Annotated in this window: 22 protein-coding genes; 3 read left to right on the top strand and 19 right to left on the bottom strand. The window is 68.6% G+C overall.

The window, feature by feature from the left end:
• Window positions 1-256 precede the first annotated feature (256 nt).
• Window positions 257-1102: a LysM peptidoglycan-binding domain-containing protein gene (locus ACK3BB_RS09840; RefSeq protein WP_428928536.1), complete on the top strand. Its 846-nt coding sequence runs from the start codon at window positions 257-259 to the stop codon at window positions 1100-1102.
• Window positions 1099-1503, top strand: coding sequence for a hypothetical protein (locus ACK3BB_RS09835; RefSeq protein WP_428928535.1), 405 nt, complete (start codon window positions 1099-1101; stop codon window positions 1501-1503). The genes ACK3BB_RS09840 and ACK3BB_RS09835 overlap by 4 nt, the downstream gene beginning before the upstream one ends.
• Window positions 1504-1714: 211 nt before the next feature.
• On the opposite strand, the gene ftsA is transcribed toward ACK3BB_RS09835, so the two are convergent.
• From ftsA to ftsW, 9 genes are all read right to left on the bottom strand, one after another.
• Window positions 1715-3049, bottom strand: coding sequence for a cell division protein FtsA (gene ftsA, locus ACK3BB_RS09830; protein ID WP_428928534.1), 1335 nt, complete (start codon window positions 3047-3049; stop codon window positions 1715-1717).
• A 19-nt stretch (window positions 3050-3068) separates the two neighbouring features.
• Window positions 3069-3941, bottom strand: coding sequence for a cell division protein FtsQ/DivIB (locus tag ACK3BB_RS09825; protein ID WP_428928533.1), 873 nt, complete (start codon window positions 3939-3941; stop codon window positions 3069-3071).
• Window positions 3929-4843 (bottom strand): D-alanine--D-alanine ligase, encoded by a 915-nt coding sequence (locus ACK3BB_RS09820; protein ID WP_428928532.1) that lies wholly within the window; start codon window positions 4841-4843, stop codon window positions 3929-3931. Before ACK3BB_RS09820 ends, ACK3BB_RS09825 begins: the two co-directional genes overlap by 13 nt.
• A gap of 94 nt (window positions 4844-4937) precedes the next feature.
• Entirely contained in the window at window positions 4938-5864 is a 927-nt protein-coding gene (murB, locus tag ACK3BB_RS09815; RefSeq protein ID WP_428928531.1) for a UDP-N-acetylmuramate dehydrogenase, read from the bottom strand.
• Window positions 5865-5925: 61 nt separating this feature from the next.
• Complete coding sequence (locus ACK3BB_RS09810; protein WP_428928530.1) at window positions 5926-6183, bottom strand: DUF2484 family protein; 258 nt, start codon at window positions 6181-6183, stop codon at window positions 5926-5928.
• On the bottom strand, window positions 6180-6440 hold the full coding sequence (locus ACK3BB_RS09805; protein WP_428928529.1) for a DUF2484 family protein: 261 nt from the start codon (window positions 6438-6440) through the stop codon (window positions 6180-6182). Before ACK3BB_RS09805 ends, ACK3BB_RS09810 begins: the two co-directional genes overlap by 4 nt.
• Window positions 6441-6621: 181 nt before the next feature.
• Window positions 6622-8025: a UDP-N-acetylmuramate--L-alanine ligase gene (gene murC / locus ACK3BB_RS09800; RefSeq protein ID WP_428928528.1), complete on the bottom strand. Its 1404-nt coding sequence runs from the start codon at window positions 8023-8025 to the stop codon at window positions 6622-6624.
• Window positions 8022-9104, bottom strand: a complete 1083-nt coding sequence (locus tag ACK3BB_RS09795; RefSeq protein ID WP_428928713.1) for a UDP-N-acetylglucosamine--N-acetylmuramyl-(pentapeptide) pyrophosphoryl-undecaprenol N-acetylglucosamine transferase — start codon at window positions 9102-9104, stop codon at window positions 8022-8024. Before ACK3BB_RS09795 ends, murC begins: the two co-directional genes overlap by 4 nt.
• Before the next feature lie 14 nt (window positions 9105-9118).
• Complete coding sequence (gene ftsW, locus ACK3BB_RS09790; protein WP_428928527.1) at window positions 9119-10285, bottom strand: putative lipid II flippase FtsW; 1167 nt, start codon at window positions 10283-10285, stop codon at window positions 9119-9121.
• 546 nt (window positions 10286-10831) lie between these two features.
• On the opposite strand from ftsW, the gene ACK3BB_RS09785 reads away from it, so the two are divergent.
• On the top strand, window positions 10832-12010 hold the full coding sequence (locus ACK3BB_RS09785; protein WP_428928526.1) for an NAD(P)/FAD-dependent oxidoreductase: 1179 nt from the start codon (window positions 10832-10834) through the stop codon (window positions 12008-12010).
• Window positions 12011-12512: 502 nt separating this feature from the next.
• Here ACK3BB_RS09785 and murD read toward each other — a convergent pair.
• From murD to rsmH, 10 genes are all read right to left on the bottom strand, one after another.
• Window positions 12513-13910 carry a UDP-N-acetylmuramoyl-L-alanine--D-glutamate ligase gene (gene murD, locus ACK3BB_RS09780; RefSeq protein WP_428928712.1) on the bottom strand — a complete coding sequence of 466 codons (1398 nt, stop codon included), beginning with the start codon at window positions 13908-13910 and terminating at the stop codon, window positions 12513-12515.
• Window positions 13911-14341: 431 nt separating this feature from the next.
• Window positions 14342-14629, bottom strand: coding sequence for a hypothetical protein (locus tag ACK3BB_RS09775; RefSeq protein ID WP_428928525.1), 288 nt, complete (start codon window positions 14627-14629; stop codon window positions 14342-14344).
• Between the two features lie 138 nt (window positions 14630-14767).
• Window positions 14768-14929, bottom strand: coding sequence for a hypothetical protein (locus ACK3BB_RS09770; RefSeq protein WP_428928524.1), 162 nt, complete (start codon window positions 14927-14929; stop codon window positions 14768-14770).
• 338 nt (window positions 14930-15267) lie between these two features.
• On the bottom strand, window positions 15268-15831 hold the full coding sequence (locus tag ACK3BB_RS09765) for a DedA family protein (RefSeq protein WP_428928523.1): 564 nt from the start codon (window positions 15829-15831) through the stop codon (window positions 15268-15270).
• A gap of 16 nt (window positions 15832-15847) precedes the next feature.
• A complete protein-coding gene (gene mraY / locus ACK3BB_RS09760; protein WP_428928522.1) occupies window positions 15848-16930 on the bottom strand; it encodes a phospho-N-acetylmuramoyl-pentapeptide-transferase in 1083 nt (360 codons plus the stop codon).
• Window positions 16931-16941: 11 nt separating this feature from the next.
• Entirely contained in the window at window positions 16942-18378 is a 1437-nt protein-coding gene (locus ACK3BB_RS09755) for a UDP-N-acetylmuramoyl-tripeptide--D-alanyl-D-alanine ligase (RefSeq protein ID WP_428928521.1), read from the bottom strand.
• Entirely contained in the window at window positions 18375-19856 is a 1482-nt protein-coding gene (locus ACK3BB_RS09750) for a UDP-N-acetylmuramoyl-L-alanyl-D-glutamate--2,6-diaminopimelate ligase (RefSeq protein ID WP_428928520.1), read from the bottom strand. The genes ACK3BB_RS09755 and ACK3BB_RS09750 overlap by 4 nt, the downstream gene beginning before the upstream one ends.
• Before the next feature lie 51 nt (window positions 19857-19907).
• Window positions 19908-21695, bottom strand: a complete 1788-nt coding sequence (locus ACK3BB_RS09745; RefSeq protein ID WP_428928519.1) for a peptidoglycan D,D-transpeptidase FtsI family protein — start codon at window positions 21693-21695, stop codon at window positions 19908-19910.
• Window positions 21692-22069 carry a cell division protein FtsL gene (gene ftsL, locus ACK3BB_RS09740; protein ID WP_428928518.1) on the bottom strand — a complete coding sequence of 126 codons (378 nt, stop codon included), beginning with the start codon at window positions 22067-22069 and terminating at the stop codon, window positions 21692-21694. Before ftsL ends, ACK3BB_RS09745 begins: the two co-directional genes overlap by 4 nt.
• Window positions 22069-23076: a 16S rRNA (cytosine(1402)-N(4))-methyltransferase RsmH gene (rsmH, locus tag ACK3BB_RS09735; RefSeq protein ID WP_428928517.1), complete on the bottom strand. Its 1008-nt coding sequence runs from the start codon at window positions 23074-23076 to the stop codon at window positions 22069-22071. Before rsmH ends, ftsL begins: the two co-directional genes overlap by 1 nt.
• Window positions 23077-23078 lie beyond the last annotated feature (2 nt).

The following is a 23078-nucleotide window of genomic DNA, read 5'->3' as shown; positions in this document are numbered from 1 at the left end:
TCTCTTTTGCCGGATGCGTCGAATCCAATTAGCACGCCGCGCGGGGGCTGTCATCCGGCTTTGCACTCTGGCGCGCGCACATCCGCGTAATGACGCGCATTGACCCGGCGCCACCCAGCCCCCATCTTTCACGCATTGCAGAAGTTGTTGTTGTCGGCCCGATGGTCGGGCCGGACATGTATTGATCCAGGGCCCGTCGGCTGCGCCATCATTTCTTCGCGCCACCCAACCGGGCCGAGAACGATGGAGCCGTTTGATGGCCGACCCGGTGCATACCGTCAAGAAGGGCGAGACCCTTTCCAAGATCGCCAAGAAATACGGAATAAAGACGTGGAAGGCGCTCTACGACGATCCGACCAATGCCAAGTTCCGCAAGCTGCGCCCGGACCCCGACAAGATCGAGCCGGGCGACAAGGTATCGATCCCGCCGACCCCGTCCACCGTGCAATGCAAGCACACCAAGGACATGCCGCGCATGTCCATCGACATCAACGCCGACAAGGCGCTGATCTTCGTCCAGCAGAAATGGGAATACACCTTTGTCCTGTCGTCGGGCGTGTCGAAATGGACGGCCAAGGAGATGGCCGATTTCCACACTGCCGCCGACAAGGCGATCTGGGCGCGCTGGAGCGGCAAGTTCAAGCTGACCTGCGCGGGCAAGTCCGATTTCGCCCGGGCCTTCAAGGACACGGTGTTCAACGTCAGCTTCGACATCAAGAAGGTCAAGTCGGGCGGGCATTGGAAGGTGACCGTGACCAAGGTGCCCAAGGGCTCGAAATCGCCGACATCGAGCGTGAACTGGGGCAAGCAGACGATCAAGCTGGACAGCGAGGACACCAAGCTGAAGGACCTGCTGGGCACCGGCAAGGACAAGGACAAGCAATCGCCCTTTGCCCATGAATTCGGCCATGCGGTGGGCAATTCCAAGCACGGGCCGGCCGGCCATGGCGATGAATACAAGTCCGGCGCGGCCAATTTCGCCGACAAGAAGAGCATGATGAACATCGGCAACGAGCTGCGCAAACGCCATGCCGATCACCTGGTCGGCGAGCTCAACAAGATGATCAAGGACACCACCTGGACGGTGAAGAGCGTGGGATGAAGGCGATGATGACCGGCCCGCGCGCCGCGCTGCTGGCGGTCCTGGCGCTGATCGCCCGCACCGCCCTGCCCCCCTATCCGTCCACAGCCCAAGCAAAGGAGACAGGCTTGTCCAGCCAGACAGACACGGCGGCCCTGGCCGCGATGACCCCGACCACGGCCGAAGCCGAATACGGCGCGCCGCTGGAAACCGAAATCTTTCCCCTGGCCCCCGAGATGCCGGAATTCCGCAACCTGCTGCCCGACCGGGCCCGGCCCGGCGAGGTCGCCTCGGGCGCCTTCGTGCGGGAAATGACCTGGGGCCTGGGCGCCGAGACCAACCGCACGATCTGGTTCATCGAACGCGGCGGGGCCTGGCATTACCTGGATCACATGGATTGGGACAAGGGCACCGAATTCTGAGCCCGGCCCCCGGGGCGGACGGCGCTGCCACAGGAGCAGCCCGTCTATCACAGCGCCCTGCTCCGGATCGGACACCCCGCTCCGGATCAGACGCCCCCGGGGGCCGGGTCAGACAACCTCGGGCCGGGTCACCCCCCGGCCGGGCCAGGCGACCCCGCGCCGGATCAGGCGGCCGCGGCGCCAGACGTCTCAACGCCCGGCCACCAGGTGTTTACCAATTGTCGCGAAACCAGCGCACCGCGCGTTTCAGCGACCGCGCCGGGTAGCGGTCGACCGGGATCTCGAAATCCCACCATTCGTCCTGCGGATGGGCGGCAAAGAGCGACAGGCCCACGGCCCCGGCAAAGCCCGGCCCCGTGGCCGCCTGCGGCAGGCCATGCACGCGCAGCGGCCGGCCCAGGCGCACCTGCTGCCCGAGGATGCGGCTGGCCAGCCCGTCCAGCCCGGGGATCTGGCTGGCCCCGCCGGTCAGCACGATCTGCTGGCTGGGCAGGTGGTCGAAGCCCGCGGCATCGAGCCGGGTGCGCACCTCTTCGAGGATCTCCTCGACGCGCGGCCGCATGATGCCGATCAGCTCGGCGCGGCTGACCGTGCGCCGGTCATGTTCCCAATCGCCGGTGTCGCCGCCGATCTCGATCAGCTCGCGGTCATCCATGCCCGTGGCATGCACGCCGCCATGCATGGTCTTGATCCATTCGGCCTTGGCCATGGGCACGCCCAGCCCCATGGAAATGTCGCCGGTCACGTGATCGCCGCCCATGCGCACGGTGTCGGCATAGATCATGTGCTTCTTCATGAAGATCGAGATGCCGGTCGCCCCGCCGCCCATGTCGATGCAGGCCGCGCCCAGCTCCTGTTCGTCCTCGACCAGCGCCGAGACCCCGGCCATGTAGGACGACGAGGCGATGCCGGCCAGTTCGAGATCGCAGCGCTTGATGCAATAGGCCAGGTTCTGCACGGCGGTGGCATCGACGGTCAGCATGTGCAGGTCGACGGCCAGTTCCTGGCCCAGCTGGCCCCGCGGATCGGCCAGGCCCGACCGGTGGTCGAGCGCGAAATTGACCGGCTGGGCATGCAGCACCTCGCGGCCGGGGCCGTAATCGGGTACTTCGCAGGCCGCCAGCACGCGGGCGATCTCGCTCTCGGTGACCACCTGGCCTTCCAGCTCGACCCGGGCGTCCAGCCCGTAGCTGCGCGGATCGGCGCCCGAGAAACAGGCGATCACGTGGTCGACCCGGATTTCGGCCATCTTCTGCGCCGCCTGCAGCGCCGTGCGGATGGCCCGCTCGGTTTCCTGCATGGCGTTGATCTCGCCGAACTGCACCCCGCGCGACCGTGTCGTCGCCGCGCCGACCACGCGAAAGCCGGTCTGGCCGGCCAGCGAACCGATGGAATTGTCCTCGCTCAGCCGCCCCGTGCCGTCGAAGCGCAGCACCAGGCAGGCGATCTTGGACGAGCCCACGTCCAGAATGGCCACCACGCCCCGCTGCATGGCCATGCGCCGCATCTGCCGCATTGCCCGCTGTGACTGATAGAGGTCCGTCATCTTGTCTACCCGCTGCCCCTTACTGCCCTTTTTCGTCCTGGTGCCGGATTTGCCACCAGTCTTTTTGTGCGTTTTCGGTCATGCGCAGGGTCGGCCGCGCGGCGAGGCGCATGTCGACCGCCTCCACGTCGCGTTCCAGCAGATCCTGCGCCTCGCTCAGGGCGATGACCCGTTCCAATGCCTGCACGGGGTTGTCCTCGGGCAGCATGATCCGCTGGTCACGATCCAGCAGCACGTCCCAGCGCCGTTCCCCCATGCGCACCAGCCCCCGCAGACGGCCTGACAGCTCGTCCGCGGCGGCAATCAGTTCCAGCGCCTCGGCCACGTGGCTTTCGGCGCCCGCCCCGGCGATCAGCGGCAGGTCGGGATAGGCCGCGCGATGGGCCACCGTGTCGACATGCACGCCGGCCGCATCCAGCAGCTCGACCCCGTCGCGGTTGCGCCACACCACCACCGGCACCCGTTCGGTCACGTCGACCTGCAGGATGCCCCCGGGGCGGATGCGCACCGTCGCCGATTTCACCGGGTCCAGACCTTCGACCATGTCGCGGATGTCGCCCAGTTCCAGATCGAAGGACGACAGCGGGAAGTCCAGCGGCAGGATCTCGCGGATATCCTCGGCCACGCCGTCACCCGCCCCGTCGATGGCCATGACATTGACCATGAATTCCGGCCGTTCCTCGATCGAGGCCCGCAGCCCGGCGACCTTGTCGGTCAGCGCCTCGCGCCGGGTCTCACTGGCCAGGAAGATGCCCGTGCCGGCCAGCACGGCCAGCGCCGGCAGCCCGGCCTTGAGCAGCACCCGGATGCCGGGCGTCAGAAGCCAGCGCTGAACGCGGAACTGAAGACGGCTGGGCGCCGGATCATGCGGCGCGGGCCTTACCGATTGCACGAGGCATCCTCCACCAGCCAGCGGCAGAAGGCGCCGAAGTCATAGCCCGCATGCAGCGCCTGTTCGGGCGCCAGCGAGGTCGGCGTCATGCCCGGCTGGGTATTGGTTTCCAGCAGGTAGAGCCCCTGCAGGCCCTGCTCTTCGTTCCAGCGGAAATCGGTGCGGCTGATGCCCCGGCACCCCAGCGCCCGGTGGGCGCGCAGGGCGTAATCCATGCACAGGTCGAAGATCGGCGCGGGAATGTCGGCCGGGATCTCGTGGCGCGACCCGCCGGGCTTGTACTTGGCGTCGTAATCGTACCAGCCGTCGGTGATGATGTCGGTCACGGTCAGGGCGCGGTCGCCCATCACCGTGGTCGTCAGCTCGCGACCCGGCACATATGTTTCGACCATGACCTCGTCGGGCATGGCGTCGTCCAGCTGCGGCGGGGCATTGGTCATCTCGTGGACGAGATAGACGCCCACCGACGAGCCTTCGTTGTTGGGTTTGACCACGTAGGGCGGCATCAGCATGTGGCCGGCCATGACCTGTGCCTTGGGGCAGATCAGGCTTTCGACCACCGGCAGCCCGGCGTTGGCATAGACGCTCTTGCTGCGCTGCTTGTCCATCGCCAGGGCCGAGGCCAGCACGCCGGAATGGGTATAGGGAATGCGCAGCCATTCAAGGATGCCCTGCACGCAGCCGTCTTCGCCCCAGCGGCCGTGCAACGCGTTGAACACCACGTCTGGCCGCAACGCCTGAAGACGTTCGGCGATATCCATGCCCGCGTCCAGTTCCGCCACGTGGAAGCCTTCACTGCGCAACGCCGACGCGCATTCCTGTCCGGAAGACAAGGAGACGTCGCGCTCCGCCGAGGGACCGCCCATGAGAACAACGACTGAGCTGGCTGCCCTGCCCGACATGCCGCACCTGCCACTCTGCGCGGGTCTTCTTGTACCCGTCGCTCAACTGCCCGATTGCACGCCCCGGTTGATTTTGCCTGTCCGGGGTCGCGAGTTATTTGTCCTGCGGATCACCGACCCGCATGATTTCCCATTTTAGCTCTATGCCGCTCGTATCGTAAACCTCTTTTCGCACCCGCTCGCCCAATCCTTCGAGATCGGCGGCGCTGGCGCCTCCAATATTGACGAGAAAGTTGGAATGCTTCTCGCTCATCTGCGCGCCACCGAGGGTTGCGCCCCGCAGGCCGGCATCGTCGATCAGCTTCCAGGCCTTGAGATCATGCACGTCGTCGGCGCGGCCCGTAGACGAGAAACCGGCCGGATTGCGGAAGGTCGAGCCGGCGCTGCGGTCCCGGGTCGGCTGCGAGGCATCGCGCCGGGCGATCTGGTCGGCCATCCGGGCCTCCAGCGCGTCGGGCTCGCCCGCCTGGCCTTCGAACACCGCCTCGACCAGCACCGCCCCCTCGGGCCAGGCGGTCTCGCGGTAGGCAAAGGACAGGTCGTCGGCGGTCAGGGTGACGGTGCGGCCGTCGCGCAGGATGGCCGTGGCCGAGACGAAATGGTCGGCGACATAGCTGCCGTAGCAGCCGGCGTTCATGCGCACGGCGCCGCCGATCGTGCCGGGAATGGTGCGCAGGAAGGTCAGGTCGATCCCCGCCGCGGCGGCCTTGCGCGCGACATGGGCATCCAGCGCGGCGGCCCCGGCGATGACCCGGTTGCCTTCGCAGCGGATGGTGTTGAACCCCCGGCCCAGCCGGATGACCACCGCCCGCAGCCCGCCATCGCGGACGATCAGGTTCGACCCCACGCCCATCGGAAAGACCGGTACGGCCGGGTCCAGCGCGGCGAGGAATTCGGCCAGGTCGGCGGGATCGGCGGGCTGGAACAGCCAGTCGGCCGGGCCGCCCACGCGCAGCCAGGTCAGCTCGGCCAGCGGGCGCCCGGCGGTCAGCCGGCCACGGGGGGTGGGAATGGTGCTCATGCCCGCCTGCCTACAAGCGCGGCGGCGGGGCGGCAAGCGGCGATGGCCGGGGCGGCGGCGCTCAGCCCCCGGTGCCGCGGCCGAACCGGGCCCGCAGCCAGCGGGTGAGGAAGATCACCGGCCAGCGCAGCACGGACATGCCGGCCAGCAGGCCGATCAGCCCGGCCACCGGCCCGTTCTGCCAGGTCAGGTAGCCCAGCAGGGGAATGCCCACGGCGATCAGGCCATAGGCCGCCGTCCAGTGCTGATCGCGGCTGGGCAACATGGCGATGACATTGGCCGCCACGACCCAGAGGCAGAACAGCACCAGCGAGATCATTCGCCGTGGCTCTCTTCGAATTCATTGCCGCGCATGCGGGTCCAGACATAGCGCAGCGGGTTGCGGTACATCGACACGAAGGCGCCCAGGGCGATGATCCCCACGACCGGGCCGAAATCACGGGCCAGGGCCCAGATCAGCAGTGGCGCGACGATCAGCAGCAACCCGCCCGGGCGCAGCTGACGTTCCATCGGCAGGAAGGCCACGATGGTCGAGGCAAAGACCCAGAGGATGGCAAGCGTCAGGGACAGGGTCATGGCATAACTCCGGTCGGCCGGGGGAAAACGGGGGCCGCGCGGTGCGGCGCATCGGCCTGGCCGGGCAGCACGGCGGATGTCGGCGCGACGGCCGGGGCCGTCCGCACGGCAGGACCGGTGGCGAGGCGACGGGGACGAGCCACCCGCCGCTCTGATTGCTCCCTCCGAAACCCGGTCTGAGTCATGATTGTCCTTTCAACCGCTCGGGCAGGCCATTGGCCCAGGCCGAGATCGTGCCGGCGCCGAGACAGACCACCATGTCGCCCGGCCGGGCCTGTTCGCGCACCAGGCGTTCAAGGTCGTTTTCGTCGAGGATGGCCCGGGCATGGCGATGGCCATGGCGGATGAGCCCGGCAACCAGATCGTCGCGCCCGGCGCCGTCGATCGGCGTTTCCCCGGCGGCGAAGACCTCGGCGATGGCCACCACGTCGGCTTCGTTGAAACAGGCGCAGAAATCGTCGAAGAGCGACGACAGGCGGGTGTAGCGGTGGGGCTGGTGAACGGCAATGATGCGGCCCTCGGTCGCCTGGCGAGCGGCCTTCAGGACGGCGGCGATTTCCACCGGGTGATGACCGTAGTCGTCGATGATCGTTACACCGTCAACTTCGCCCACTTTCGTGAATCGCCGGTTAACGCCACCGAAATTCGCCAGGGCCTCGCGGATCTGGTCCAGCTTCATGCCCAGGTGCCGGGCCACGGCCACGGCCGACAGGGCGTTGGACACGTTGTGATCGCCGGGCATCGGCAGGGTGCAGCCCTCGATGACCTTGTCCTCGGCCTGCAGGGCCACGTCGAAATGGGCGGTGCCGGCCTTGTAGGTCAGGTTGATCGCCCGCACGTCGGCCTGGGCATTGAACCCGTAGGTGACGACGCGGCGGTCGGTGATCCGGCCGACAAGCTTCTGCACCTCGTCATGATCGGTGCAGCAAACGGCCACGCCGTAGAACGGGATGTTGGACACGAAATCGTAGAACCCGTCGCGTAGGCGATCGAAATCGCCCCAATGTTCCATGTGCTCGGGGTCGATATTGGTCACGATGGCCACCGTCGCGGGCAGCCGGTTGAACGTGCCGTCGCTCTCGTCGGCCTCGACGACCATCCATTCGCCCTGCCCCATCCGGGCGTTCGACCCATAGGCATGGATGATCCCGCCATTGACCACCGTCGGATCGAAGTCGCCGGCATCGAGCAGCGTGGCCACCATGGTCGTGGTTGTCGTCTTGCCATGGGTGCCGGCCACGGCCACGTTGGATTTCAGCCGCATCAGCTCGGCCAGCATCTCGGCCCGGCGCACGACGGGCAGGCCTTTCAGCCGGGCTTCGTCCAGTTCCGGATTGCCCGGCTTGATCGCCGAGGAAATCACGACAACGGCCGCGTTTTCCAGGTTCTCGGGGCGCTGGCCCTCAAAGACCGTGGCACCAAGGCCGGCCAACCGGTCGGTGATCTTGGACCGTTTCAGGTCCGAGCCCTGCACCGTGTAGCCCAGGTTCAGCAGCACTTCGGCGATGCCCGACATGCCGATGCCGCCGATGCCCACGAAATGGATGGGCCCCACGTCGGTGGGCAGCTTGGTGGCGGGTGTCATCGGGGTTCCCCTGTCTGGCTGGCAAGACCCTCGACCAGCGCGACCAGGCGTTCGGTCGCATCCGGCGCGCTGACCGACACGGCCGCGCGGCCCATCTGGACGGCGCCCTGGGGCTGGGTCAGGATCGTGGTGATGTTGTCGGAAAGGGCGTCGGGCGTCAGCTGGCTTTCCGGGATGCGGATCGCCGCGCCGGCCTCGACCAGGCCCCGCGCATTGGCCGTCTGGTGATCGCCCGCGGCCACGGCATAGGGGATTAGGATCGACGGCCGGCCGATGACCGAGATGTCGGCCACGCTGGACGCGCCGGAGCGGCTGATGACCAGCTGGGCCTCGGCCATGCGGTTGGGCACGTCGTGGAAGAACGGCTGGACGTCGGCATGGATGCCGTGTTCGGCATAAAAGGTTGCGACCCGGTCGTGATCCTCGGCCCGGGCCTGGTGGCTGACGCGGATGTTGCGGCGCAGGCCCTCGGGCAGGGCCGCGATGGCCGCGGGCACCATGTCGGACAGGATCCGCGCGCCCTGGCTGCCGCCCATGACCAGCACGGCCATCGGGTAATCGCCCGGCGGGATATAGGGCGCATCGGCTCGCTCCAGCACGGCCCGGCGCACCGGGTTGCCGGTAAAGACGCCCTCGACCCCTTCGGGCAGGTCGGTCGGCCAGGTGCCGCAGGCCACGCAGGTCACCCGGGTGGCAAAGGCCTCGTTGACCCGGCCCAGAACGCCGTTCTGTTCGTGGATCATCCGGGGCAGTTTCATCAGATAGGCCGCACCGAGCGCGGGGATCGACGGATAGCCGCCAAAGCCCACCACGGCATCGGGCCGGTCCCGGCGCATGTGCATCATGGCCGACAGCACCCCGGCGCCCACGCGGAAGGGCACGGCCGCCTTGGCCATCAGCCCGCCACGGGCAAAGGTCGCCGAGGGCACTTCCTCGATCTCGACGGCCTCGGGAAAGGCCCCGACATAACGCGCGCCCCGTTCGTCGGTCGACAGCTTGACCCGCCAGCCCCGGGCCAGCATGGCTTCGGCCAGGGCCTGGGCGGGGAACATGTGGCCGCCGGTGCCCCCGGCCGCCATCAGCAGCAGCCTGGTCACCGTCCGCGTCCCCGCAAGATGTCGCCGATCTCGCCCTGGGGGCGGGACCGGGTAAAGGCCAGCAGCATGCCAAGGGCGATGCCCCCGGCGATCAGCGACGAGCCGCCGTAGCTGACGAAGGGCAGCGTCATGCCCTTGGCCGGCAGCAGGCGCACGGCCACGCCCATGTTGATCATCGCCTGCACGCCGAACATCGCGGCCAGGCCGGTGCCGGCCAGGCGGATGAACGGATCACGTTCGCGCATCAGCCGGAACAGCGAGCGGATGACGATCGTGCCGTAGAGCGCGATGATGATCATGACCAGGATCAGCCCGTATTCCTCGGCCGCCACGGCAATGATGAAATCGGTATGGGCATCGGGCAGCGACCATTTCACCTGGCCTTCACCCACGCCCACGCCGAACAGCCCGCCCTCGCGGATGGCATTGGTCGCATAGCCCAGCTGGGTGGTCGGATCGACATCGGGGTTGAGGAACCCGTCGATCCGCCGGGCAAAGTGATCCGAGCTGGAATAGGCCAGCGTGCCGCCCAGCACGACAAGCACGGCCATGATGACCAGCAGCAGCATCGGCGCGCCGGCCACGAAGTACATCACGCCCCAGCCGAAGAGCACCAGGCAGGCCTGGCCGAAATCGGGCTGCATGACCAGCATGCCGACGATGAGCATGGCCAGGATGAAGGAATAGAGCTTGCCCGGGGGGCCGTTGATCTGCTGGTTGGCCGACAGCAGCCAGGCCGAGATCACGACGAAACCGGGCTTGAGGAATTCCGACGGCTGGACGCTGGCAAAACCCAGCGAGAACCAGCGCACGGCACCCTTGCCGAAATCGGTGCCAAAGACCGGCAACAGGGCCAGGGCGACAAAGGCGCCCAGGAAGCCCAGCGTGCCCAGGCGGCGCACCATGACCGGCGACATCATCGACACGGCGATCATCGTGACCAGGGCCAGTCCGCCAAAGAAGGCCTGGCGCTGGACATAGTGGAAAGGCTGGAAATTGTTCCGCTCGGCCAGCGGCACCGAGGCGGCCAGCCCCAGCAGTAGCCCGATCAGGAACAGGATCAGCACGCAGCCGATCGACCATTTGTCCAGGGTACGCGCCCATTTGGGCAAGATCGGCTCGCTATCCCGAATGGGAAGCGCGCCATAGACCATCTCAGTCATGGGAAATCCGCCGCTCGTCTGCCTCTGCTCGCCCCTTTTCGGGGTCTGGCCGCAATCGTACCGCGAAAGCGCGGGCCTGACCAGTCCTTCCCGCCGACATTCGCGTCATCACGGCGTTGCAAAACGGGGCCACCTCTTCCGCCTGCTCGGCCCTGCCCCATCGCCCGACTGCACGCACCCGCGCCACGCCCGCAATCCGGCGCCATTGCTCGGCTGCACGCGCCCGCGCCAGCCCCGCAATCCGGCGCCATTGCCCCGTCCGGTCGCCCCGACTGCATACCGCCACATCACGCACAGCAAGCCGGCGCCACGGCCACCGACCGGTCGGCCGGATTCACCTCCCCCGCCCCCCGTATCAGGCCTTGCAACACTGCGCCGCTGCCCCGGCCCGGTCGGCCCCGTTCCAACGCCCTGCCCGCTCCGAGCGCACCCGCCTGCGCTCAGGCACCTCTCCCAGCCGGCCCTGGTCAATTTGGCCCATCTCCAGCCTGGATGCCCCCGCATCCCGCCTTGCATCCCGCCCGAACTTGGGGCCAAGAAGCGCCCATGCAGGTCGATACCCTCATCCTCGGCGCCGGCGCGGCCGGCCTCTTTGCCGCCGGCCCCGTCGCCCGGGCCGGCAAGCGCGTGCTGGTCGTCGACCACGCCCGGGCGCCCGGCGAAAAGATCCGCATCTCGGGTGGCGGGCGCTGCAATTTCACCAACCTGCATGCCGATCCCTCGGCCTATCTCTCGGCCAACCCGCATTTCTGCAAATCGGCCCTGGCCCGCTATACCCAGTGGGATTTCATCGACCTTGTCGGCCGCCACGGCATCGCCTGGCATGAAAAGACCCTGGGCCAGCTCTTTTGCGACGACAGCGCCCGCCAGATCGTCGACATGCTGCGCGCCGAAATGGCCCCGGCCGAGCTCTGGCTGTCCACCGCCCTGCGCGACCTGTCCCACGGGCCCGACGGCTTTGCCGCCACGCTGGACCGCGACGGCCGGCATGTCGCCGTCACGGCGCGCAACCTGGTCGTGGCCACCGGCGGCAAGTCGATCCCCAAGATGGGCGCCACCGGCCTGGCCTATGACATCGCTCGCCAGTTCGGCCTGGCCGTCACCGACACCCGGCCCGGCCTGGTGCCCTTCACCTTTCCCGACGGCCGGTTCAAGCCGCTGGCCGGCGTGGCCCTGCCCGCCCGGCTGTCCTGCGACGGCACCAGTTTCGACGAAGCCCTGCTCTTCACCCATCGCGGTCTTTCCGGGCCAGCGGTGCTGCAGGTGTCGTCCTATTGGCGCGAGGGCCGCGAGATTGCCGTCAACCTGCTGCCCGACCGTGATCCGCTGGACTGGCTGCGCGCCGAACGCCAGGCCGCCGGCCGCCGCCAGCTGGGCACCGTCCTGGGCCAGGCCCTGCCCGCCCGGCTGGTGCCCCATCTCGGCCTGCCCACCGACAGCCGGCTGGCCGATCTCTCCGACAAGGCCCTGGCCGCGCTCTGCCCCGCCCTGGCCGATTGGCGGCTGGTGCCCGCCGGCACCGAAGGCTATCGCACGGCCGAGGTCACGCTGGGCGGGATCGACACCGCCGGCCTGTCCTCGCGCACGATGGAAGCCACCGCCTGCCCGGGCCTGTTCTTCATCGGCGAAGCCGTGGACGTGACCGGCTGGCTGGGCGGCTACAATTTCCAATGGGCCTGGTCCTCGGCCCATGCCGCCGCCACCGCCCTGGCCACGCGCCCCTGATCCCCGCCGTTCCACCGCCCTGACCGCCCGCGCAAGGCACGACCGTCCGCCGTCGCCCTGGCCTTGCGCCCCTACCCGCCGCTCGCATCACCGCCCCGGCCAGGCGCGCCTGGTCCCCGTCCGCACCACCGCACGCCACGCGCCCCTTCCGCACCGACACCAACCACCGCGCCGATGCCCTGCCCCAGCCATCTTCGCGGAGCCGCCGTCGCGCGACCGCCCCGGGTCCGCCGGGGGTCGCGTGTCAAGGATGCAACCGGCTTGCCGGCGCCGCAGGCGTCCTTGACCCGCGGCTTCCGGTGGGCCAGGTCGTGTGGCGATGGCGGCTCCGGGAAGATGGCGGTCATCTTCGTGGTGAGACCCGAGCCCCCGCCCCGCTGACCACCCAATGACCCACGCCTCACAAAAGCCCGCGCCGAAGGCGCGCCTCCCTGCGCCCGCCCCGAAGGGGCGCCCTGCCTGCACGGCCCCGCAGGGGCCGCCCGCCGCGATCTGGCGGGCGTCAGCCCAGCCGCTTGGCGACCTCGGCCGCGAAATCCTCGCCGCGCTGCTCGAAATTGTCGTATTGATCAAAGGACGCCGCCGCCGGGGCCAGCAGCACCGTGTCGCCCGGCTCGGCCTCGGCCATGGCCCGCTCCACCGCCACGGCCATCGTCGTGCAGACCTCGGCCTCCACGTCCAACCGCATGGCAAAACCCGCCGCCTCGCGCCCGATGACATAGGCCTTGGCCACGGTGCCCGTCGCGCCTTTCAGCCCGTCCAGCCCGCCTTCCTTCTCCAGCCCGCCGCAGATCCAGCGGATCCGCGGGAAAGCGCTCAGCGCGCGCCGGGCGGCATCCACGTTGGTCGCCTTGCTGTCGTTGACAAAGGTTACCCCGTCCCGCTCGGCCACCCTCTGGCTGCGGTGGGGCAGGCCCGGATAGGAATGCAGCGCCGCCTCGATCACCCGCGGCGCCAGACCCAGCGCCCGGGCCACCGCATAGGCCGCGCAGGCGTTCTGGTGGTTGTGCGCTCCGGGCAGGCCCTGCACCTGGCGCAGGTCGATCGACGCCGCCTGCCGGCCCTTGCGCCATTCGCCCAGGAACCCCTTGCGCGCAAAGACATTCCAGCCCGGCCCGCCCAGCTTCTGGCCCGACGACACCCGGATCACCCGGTCATCGCCCGGCCCTTCGGCCATCTGCCCGGCCAGGAACAGCCCTTCGTCCTCGTCCACCCCGATCACCGCCCGGTCCGGCCCGCCCTCGGCAAAGAGCCGGCGCTTGGCCGCGAAATAGCCCCCCGGCCCGCCATGGCGGTCGAGATGATCGGGCGACAGGTTGGTAAAGACGGCAATGTCCGGCGTCAGCGACCGGGCCAGGTCGGTCTGGTAAGACGACAGCTCCAGCACCACCACGTCGCCATCGGCCGGCGGCTCCAGGTCCAGCACGCCCCGGCCGATGTTGCCGGCCAGCTGCGACGGCCGCCCGGCCGCGTTCAGGATGTGGTGGATCAGCGCCGAGGTCGTCGACTTGCCGTTCGACCCGGTGACCGCCACGACCCGCGGCGGGGTGTCGAACTTTTCCCATTCGGCCGTGGCGAAGGACCGAAAGAACAGCCCGATGTCATTGTCCACCGGCACCCCGGCCCGCAGTGCGGCCAGAACGACCGGGTTCGGCGCAGGATACAGATGGGGGATGCCCGGCGACACGATCAGTGCCGAAACGGCCTCGAACGCGCCGGGGCGCGACAGGTCGCGCGTGGCAAAGCCCTCGGCCTCGGCGGCTTCGCGGGCGGCGGGGTTGTCATCCCAGCAGATCGCCCGGCCGCCGCCCTCGCGGATCGCCCGCGCCGCTGTCAGGCCCGACCGGCCCAGCCCCAGAATGGCCACGTCCTGGCCGCTCACGCCCCGAACCGAAATCATCTGCATGCCCTTTCGCTGCCCGTCCCGCCAGCGCTAGCGCAATCCCCCGGCCAAGGCCAGAGCCCCGCCACGATCCCCCCGCTCGCACCTGCGCCCAGACCCACTGCCCTGCGGCCCGGAGGGACACGCGCCACAGGTCAGCGCGAGGCAACCGGGTGGGACCGCACCGGGCCACAAGCGGGCGGCACTCAGGGCGATTGGTGGGCGACACCGCGCAGGAAGGCGGACCCGCACCAAGCCGTGAGCCGGGAAAGACCGCAAGGGCCGCGCGGGTCACACCCAGGCCGCAGAGGGTGGCCGGGCGCCACGCTGACCGCGCATCCCGGCCCGCGAGGAGGAATTGAGAGGCCACACAATTCCGCAAGGGGGTCCGTGGCCTCACGCAGGCACACCCGGCCACGAGGCCGCCGCCCGGAGGGCTGGCGGCCGGGTCATCTCAGCTTGAAATACTTACCGATGGCCCGGCCGATCTCGTCGGGGCTCAGGGGGCATTTCTTCCGGGCCGACAGGTTCTTTGCCGCCATCTTGCCGGCATTGCGGTCCGACATGAACAGCACCACCGTATCGGCCAGCAGGCTGTCGTCATCCATCGCCATCTTCTGTTTCAGCGCCTTGGGGATCTTGATCGTCTTGCGCAGGGCCTTGGCGTGGAAAGCCTTGAATTCTCGGGACTTGTAGAAATCGGCTTCGAAATTGACCTCGATCAGCGTGTTGATCATGCGCCGGCTGTCGCTGTAGATCTTGCGCCAGGCGTTGTCCTTCCAGGCACCGGCTTCGGCCAGGTCCTTGGCATCGTTCTTGAGCTTCGTGTCGACATTGATGGAAAACCGGCCGTTGTCGTCGAAATAGATCGGGTATTACTTGCGCGGGTCGATCTTGCTGGCCGTTTCGTCGAGGAATTTGAAGTTCTCGGCCGCCGCGCGTTTCTTGAGGAAATCGCGATACATGGCGCCCAGCGGCTTGTGCTTGAGCAGGCGTTCGTCACCTTCGGGATAGGTGATGTTGTCGATCTTGGGCATCTGGTGTCTCCTCGGTGGCAAGCCGCGATCATCGCGCCTTTCCCTTCTGTCGGCAGACCCCGGGAAACGGTTCAAAGTGATTTTGCGGATACGCGCGGCCAGGATCACCGCGCCGGGCTATCCGCCCCGCCGCGCGCACCGGCCCCCGTTGCCCCGTTGCCCCGTTGCCCCGTTGCCCCGTTGCCCCGTTGCCCCGAACGGTCGACGATCCTTGGCGATCACGCGCAAGTGCACACTGGTCCGGCGGCATGCCTCTGCCACGCGCAAGACCGTCATCACTCGCCTGTCCATGTGGTGGTGCCTGTAGACCCGCCCCGGCAGGCAAGGTCACACCCGGCTCAGCGCCCGGCGCGCCGTTTGCGCAGGATCAGCCATGTCCCCCCGGCCACCGCCAGGAACAGCCCCGCCGCGATGGCTACGTGCAGTTCCAGCTTCATCTCGCCAAAAAGCTGTTCGATCGCCGTGCCCACGACAAAACCGATGCCCACGAAAAGATGCGCCCAGACCAGAACGGCCATCGCATCCAGCGCCGCGAAACGCGCCCAGGACACCGGCGAATTGGCGATCAGGACCGGCGCCACGGTCTTCAGCCCATAGACGAAACGAAAGCCCAGGATGGCCTTGGTCTGGTGGCGCTGGACCATGTCGCGCAGGCCGCTGACCCGCTGGTGATCCAGGATCTTGCGTGCCAGGCGGGTCTGGCCGGCGAACCGGCCGATGGCAAACATCACGTTGTCGGTGATCACCGCCCCGCAGGCGGCGGCCAGGGCCGCGGCCTCGAAATGGAACAGGCCGCGATGGGCGAAGATGCCCGACAGGAACGCCACACCCTCGCCTTCCAGCGCGGTGCCCAGCACGACCCCGGGCAGGCCCAGGGTCTGGACGATCTGGTCGAGGGACATCGCCGCGCCCGCCCGCTCAGCGGACCTTGAGCGTGGCCAGGCCGATCATGGCCAGGATCAGCGAGATGATCCAGAACCGGATGACGATCGTCGGCTCGGCCCAGCCCTTCTTTTCGTAATGGTGATGGATCGGGGCCATCAGGAAGACCCGCTTGCCGGTGCGCTTGAAATAGGCCACCTGGATGATCACCGACAGGGCCTCGACCACGAAGATGCCGCCGACGATGGCCAGCACGATTTCATGCTTGGTCGCCACGGCAATGGCCCCCAGCGCGCCGCCCAGGGCCAGCGACCCGGTGTCACCCATGAAGACGGCCGCCGGCGGGGCGTTGTACCACAGAAAGCCCAGCCCGCCGCCGAAGAGCGCGGCGGTAAAGATCAGGATTTCGCCCGTGCCCGGCACGTAATGCACGTCGAGATATTCGGAAAAGTCGACCCGGCCGACGGCATAGGCAATGATGCCAAGCGCGCCGGCGGCGATCATGACGGGCATGATGGCCAGCCCGTCCAGCCCGTCGGTCAGGTTGACGGCATTGGCCGCGCCGACGATGACCAGCACGCCGAAGACGATGTAGAAGGCACCGAGGTTCAGCAGCACGTCCTTGAAGATCGGCAGGGCCAGCTGGTTCTTGAGCTCGACGGGATGCATCTGGGTGGCGATCCACGAGGCCACCAGGGCGATGAAGATGCCGAGCGCCAGGCGCAGCTTGCCCGGCACTCCCTTGGTGTTCTGTTTCGACACCTTGGCATAATCGTCGGCAAAGCCGATGGCCGCGAAGGACAGGGTCACGCCCAGAACCATCCAGACATAGACATTGTCCAGCCGGGCCCAGAGCAGCGTGGCCGTGACCAGCGCGCCGACGATCAGCAGCCCGCCCATGGTCGGCGTGCCGGCCTTGGAAAAGTGGCTTTCGGGGCCGTCATCGCGAATCGGCTGGCCCTTGCCCTGGGTCTTGCGCAGCACGTCGATCAGCGGACGGCCGAAGACAAAGCCGAACAGCAGGGCCGTCAGAAAGGCCCCGCCGGCGCGAAAGGTGATGTACCGGAACAGGTTAAAGAAATCGCCGCCGTCAGAGAGGGCCGTCAACCAATAGAGCATTCTCGGGAGTCCTACTCATCATATTGTGGGTCGGGATGGCCCATTTTGCGGATCGCGTCAACGACGCGCGACAGGCCCATCGACAGCGAGCCCTTGACCAGCACGACATCGCCCCCGTCGACCCGGCCGCGCAGGTCGCGCAGCATGGGGCGGGCATCGTCGTACCATTGCCCGCGCCGGGCCGGCGGCAGGGCATCATGCAGCGATTTCATCAGCGGGCCGACGCAATGCACGACGTCGATCTCCTGCATGGCCGGCAGGTCGGCCAGGGTGGCGTGCAGGCTTTCGGCCTGCGGGCCCAGTTCCTTCATGTCGCCGAGGATGGCGATGCGCCGGCCCTTGGCGATGCGGCCCAGCCCGTCATGGGTGCGCGCGGCGGCCAGCACGTCCAGCGCGGCTTCGACCGAGGTGGGGTTGGCATTGTAGGAATCGTCGATCAGCTCGAGCGACAGGTGCCGGTCGACCGGGTCGAGCACGATGCGCATGCGCTGGCCCCGGCCCGACACCGCCCGCCAGGCGGCCAGCGAGAACACCGCCCGCCCCCGGTCGGCCTTCAGCGCAAAGACCGCGGCCAGGACGGCCAGGGCGTTGACGGCATAATGCCGGCCCTCGGCCCCGACCTTGTAGAGCAGCGGCGTGCGCCAGGCCCGGGCCTGCACGACGGTGGCGCCCCGGGCGATGCGGATCTCGGTCGCCCGGTGGTGGCAGCCGCGGCTGGTGCCGAAGGTGATGATGCGGGCGTCGCGCGTCCGCGCAGCGGCGGCAAGGATCGGATAGGTGTCGAGGTCGCCGTTCAGGATCGCCGTGCCGCCCCGGCGCAGCCCTTCGCAGATCGAGGCCTTTTCATCGGCGATGCCCTCGATCGAGGCGAAGGCTTCGAGATGGGCGGCGGCCACGGTGGTCACGATGGCCACGTCGGGCCGGGCCATGCGGGCCAGCGGGGCGATCTCGCCGGGGTGGTTCATGCCGATCTCGATCACCGCGAATTCGGTATCGGCGGGCATGCGGGCCAGGGTCAGGGGCACGCCCCAATGGTTGTTGTAGCTGGCCACCGAGGCATGGGTGCGGCCCTGGTCGGACAGCACGGCGGCCAGCATTTCCTTGGTCGAGGTCTTGCCGACCGAACCGGTGATGGCCACGACCCGGGCACCGGTGCGGCGGCGCGCGGCCTGGCCCAGGGCTTCGAGGGCGGTCTGGACATCGTCGACGATCAGCAGGGGCGCATCTTCGGACACGCCGTTGGGCACATGGGTGACTAGCGCGGCGGCAGCGCCCTTTTCCAGGGCCTGGGCCACGAAATCATGGCCGTCCCGGGCGGCGCTGAGGGCCACGAAGAGATCGCCGGGCTGCAGCGTGCGCGTATCGATCGACACGCCGTCGGCCTGCCAGGGGGCGGTGGCTCGTCCACCCGTGGCCCGGGCGGCCTCGCGGCTTGTCCAGAGGCTCATGCCCGGCCCCCTTCCAGCGCCGAGACCGAGATGCTGGCCTGTTCGGCATCGTCGAAGGGCAGCACCTGGTCGCCCACGACCTGGCCGGTCTCATGGCCCTTGCCGCAGATCAGCAGGGCATCGCCCGGCCCCAGGGCATCAACCCCGCGCAGGATGGCCTCGGCCCGGTCGCCAATGTTCCAGGCATCGGGCGCGCCCTGCATCACCGCCGCGCGGATCGTCGCCGGATCCTCGCTGCGCGGGTTGTCGTCGGTCACGATGACCAGGTCGGCCGCCGCGGCCGCCGCCTCGCCCATCAGCGGGCGCTTGGCCCGGTCGCGATCGCCCCCGGCCCCGACAATGGCCACCAGCCGGCCCATGACATGGGGCCGCAGCGCGCCGATGGCCGTGGCCACGGCATCGGGCGTATGGGCGTAATCGACAAAGACCGTGGCATCGTTGGCCCGCCGGGCGGCCAGCTGCATCCGCCCGCGCACGGTTTCCAGCCGGGGCAGCACGCGGAACACGTCGGTCGCCGGCTGCCCGCTGGCAATGACCAGGCCACAGGCCAGCAGGACGTTCTCGGCCTGGAACCCGCCGATCAGGTTCAGCCGCGCCTGCACCGGCTCGCCGCGCCAGGAAAACCGCAGGTCCTGGCCGGTCGAATCGAACCGCTGGTTGAGCAGCGTCAGCTCGCCCCCGGCCCGGCCGACGCCGATGACCTCCTGCCCGCGCGCCGCGGCCACGGCCCGCATCTCGGCCCCGCGCGGATCGTCGAGGTTGATCACCGCCGTACCCTCTTCGGGCAGCACCCGGCGGAAGAGCCCGGCCTTGGCCGCGAAATAGGCTTCGAAACTGTCGTGGTAATCCAGGTGGTCCTGGGTGAAATTCGTGAACCCCGCCGCGGCCAGCTGGACCCCGTCGAGCCGGCGCTGTTCCAGCCCGTGCGACGAGGCTTCCATCGCGGCATGGGTGATGCCCTGTTCGGCGGCCTCGGCCAGCACCCGGTGCAGGGTGATCGGCTCGGGCGTGGTATGGGCCAGGGGCGCGTGCCAGTCGCCTTCGACCCCGGTGGTGCCCACGTTGATCGCCGGCAGGTCCAGCGCCTGCCAGATCTGGCGGGTGAAGCTGGCCACCGAGGTCTTGCCGTTGGTGCCGGTCACGGCGACCATCTTGCGGGGCTGGGCGCCGAACCACAGGGCGGCGGTATAGGCCAGGGCCTGGCGGGGGTCCTCGGCCACGATCAGCGCGGCATCGCTGGCGGCCAGCGCCCCGGCGGCCAGCGCCGCGCCCTCGGCATCGGTCAGGATCGCCGCGGCGCCCCGGGTCAGCACGTCGGGGATGTACTCGGCCCCGTGCACCCGGGTGCCCGGCATGGCCGCAAAGAGAAAGCCGGCCTCGACCCGCCGGCTGTCGACGGCCAGCCCGGTGATCACCGGGTCACGCCCGCCCTGGGCGGTCAGGGCCAGTTGCGACAGCGGAATCGGGTGGGGAGACATCGGCTGTCCTTTCCTGGCGGGGAGACGGGCGCACGCGGCAGCGGCGCCGCGTCAGTTGTTCGAGGTCAGCTGTATACCCTCAAGCGCCGTGGGTTCAACGGTCGGGCGCAGGCCCAGAAGCGGCGCCACCCGGCCGATCAGCTCGGCGGCCACGGGCACGGCCGTCCAGCCGGCGGTGCGGCGGTTCTCGCCATAGGCCAGGACCGAGGGTTCATCGAGGGTCACGACCAGGACGTATTTCGGATCATGGGCCGGGAACAGGCTGGCAAAGGTCGCGATGACCTTGTTCTTGTAATAGCCGCCGTTCGGCCGGGGCTTGTCGGCCGTGCCGGTCTTGCCGGCCACGGCATAGCCCTTGACCTCGCCGAAGCTGGCCGTGCCGGTCGTCACCACCTTGCGCAGCATCATCCGCGCGGCGGCGGCCGATTGCGCCGACATCACCCGCGGACCCAGCTGGGCCTTGCTTTGTTTCAGGATCGTCGGGCTGACGTAATTGCCCCCGTTGGCAATTGCCGAATAGGCCGCGGCCAGGTGCATCGGGCTGGTCGAAATGCCGTGGCCATAGGAAATCGTCACGGTCGACAGCTCGGTCCAGCGCTGCGGCAGCAGCGGCTTGCCCCCGGCGGCCTCGACGATTTCGAAGGGCGTGGGGTCGAACATGCCCAGGCTGCCCAGGAAGGCCTTCTGGCGGGTCGCCCCGATCTGCAGGGCCAGCCGGCCGGTGCCCCGGTTCGAGCTCTTGACGATCACGTCGGTCACGCTGATGGCCCCGTAATTGTGGCCGTCGAACTCGTTGATCAGGTGGCCGCCGACCTTGAACGGCCCGGCGGTCTGGATGATCGTGTCGGGATTGACCAGGCCCAGGTCAACGGCCTGGGCGGCGGTGAAGATCTTGAAGGTCGAGCCCAGCTCGTAGACGCCCTGGACCGAGCGGTTGAACAGCGGGCTGTCGGACGGATCGCCCGAGACCGGCGGGCGCGGCCGGTTGTTGGGATCGAAATCGGGCAGCGAGGCCACCGAGATCACCTCGCCGGTATGCACATCCATCAGGATGGCGCTGGCGCCCTTGGCATTCATCAGGGCCATGCCCCCGGCCAGCACCCGTTCGGTGGCGGCCTGGACGGTCAGGTCCAGCGACAGTTCCAGCGGCCGGGTGCCGTTGGCCGGATCGCGCAGGTAGCCGTCGAACTGCTTTTCCACCCCGGCGATGCCGATGACCTCGGCCGCGTTCACGCCTTCGCGGCCATATTGCGTGCCGCCCATGACATGGGCCGCCAGCCGGCCGTTGGGATAAAGCCGCATCTCGCGCGGACCAAAGAGCAGCCCGGGATCGCCGATGTCATGCACCGCCTGTTTCTGCTCGGGCGAGATCTTGCGCTTGATCCAGTCGAACTTGCGCTTGCCGGTAAACAGGGCCAGCAGCTTTTCTTCCTCGAGGTCGGGGAAGATCTTGACCAGCTCGGCCGCCGCATGGGCCGGGTCGATCAGGTTGGGCGGCTGGACATAAAGCGAATGGGTCTCGAAATTGGTGGCCAGGATGCGGCCATGGCGGTCGACGATGTCACCGCGCTGCTGGGCGATGGTCGCGCCATGGGCCGAGGCGATGGGCTCGACGGCCTCCGAGGTGGCCAGGTGGCCCATGCGCACGCCGATGACCGCGAAGGCCACGAAGAAGAAGACCGACAGCACCAGCAGCCGGCCCTCGGCCCGGGCGCGGGCCTTGTCCTGCATTTCCTCGTGGCGGCGGCGCAGGTTCTCGCGTTCGATCGCATCGGGGTTCTCGCCCTTGTCGCGGGCGGGCAGGATGCGGGCGAGCGGGCGCAGGGGGACACGGCTCATGGCAGCAGCAGATCCTTGGTGGTCGGCGTGTTCGACACCTCGACGGCGCTTTCGACATCGAGATCCAGCTCGAAGATGTCATCCTCGGGCTTGGGGTATCCGACCTCGTCGACATGGCCGAACTGGTCGGGGCGCAGGGGCAGCAGGCCGAGACGGTCGAAATTGATCTCGGCCAGCTCGCGCAGCCGGTCGGGCCGGTTCAGATAGGCCCATTCGGCCTTGAGCACGGCCAGCCGGGCCTGGGCCGAACCGATCTGGCGTTGCAGCTGCTGGGTTTCGGCCAGCACTTCCTGGGTGGCGTAATTCTCGCGGTAGGCCCAGAAGGCCAGGCCAAAGACCGCCAGCGCGGACAGGACGTAAAGAAGACCCTTCATCAGCGGCTTCCCTTCAGTTGCGGCATGCCGATGGCCCGCGCCTCGACTGTGCCGGCCGGCGCATCGGTGCGCGTGGCCACGCGCAGCTTGGCCGACCGGGCGCGCGGGTTCTCGGCCAGTTCGGTGTCGTCGGGCCCGACGGCCCGGCGGGTATCCAGCGTGAAGGCCGGGGCCACGGCCTCGGTCTCGGGCGCATAGCGGTTGGCCCGCCCGGTCTGGCCGGCCCGCGATTGCAGGAACCGCTTGACCATGCGGTCCTCGATGGAATGAAAGGTCACCACGGCCAGCTTGCCGCCGGGTTTCAGCGCCCGTTCGGCGGCCATCAACCCGTTGTAGAGCTCGTCATATTCCGCGTTCACCGCGATCCGCAGCCCCTGGAAACTGCGCGTCGCCGGGTGCGACTGGCCGGGCTTGGCGCGCGGCAGGCAGCCCTCGACGATCTCGGCCAGGCGCAGGGTTGTCGTGATCGGCGCCTCGGTCCTGGCCCGGGTGATCGCCCGGGCGATGCGCCGGCTGGCCCGCTCCTCGCCGAAATGGAACAGGATGTCGGCCAGCTCGGCCTCGGTCGCGGTGTTGACCAGGTCGGCGGCCGAGGGCCCGTCCTGCGACATGCGCATGTCCAGCGGCCCGTCCCGAAGGAAGGAAAAGCCCCGTTCGGCCATGTCCAGCTGCATCGACGACACGCCCAGGTCCAGCACCACGCCGTCCAGCCCGGTGGCATATTCATCCATGCGCGAGAAGACCCCGGCCTGCAGCACCAGCCGGTCGCCGTAATCTGCCGCCCAGGGTTCGGCCATTTCAAAGGCCAGCGGATCGCGATCGACCCCGATCACCCGCTCGGCCCCGGCGGCCAGCAGGCCACGGCTATAGCCCCCTGCCCCGAAGGTGCCATCCAGCCACTGACCCGTGACCGGCGCCACCGCTGCCAGCAGCGGGCGCAACAGGACGGGAACATGGGGGGCATCGGCGGAAGAAGGATCGGACGGGGGTGTTGCGGCCGCGGCCATGA

Origin of the sequence: Marinibacterium sp. SX1, assembly GCF_050389775.1 — a bacterium.
GTDB lineage: Bacteria > Pseudomonadota > Alphaproteobacteria > Rhodobacterales > Rhodobacteraceae > Marinibacterium.
This window is presented reverse-complemented; position numbering and strand designations above follow the sequence as displayed.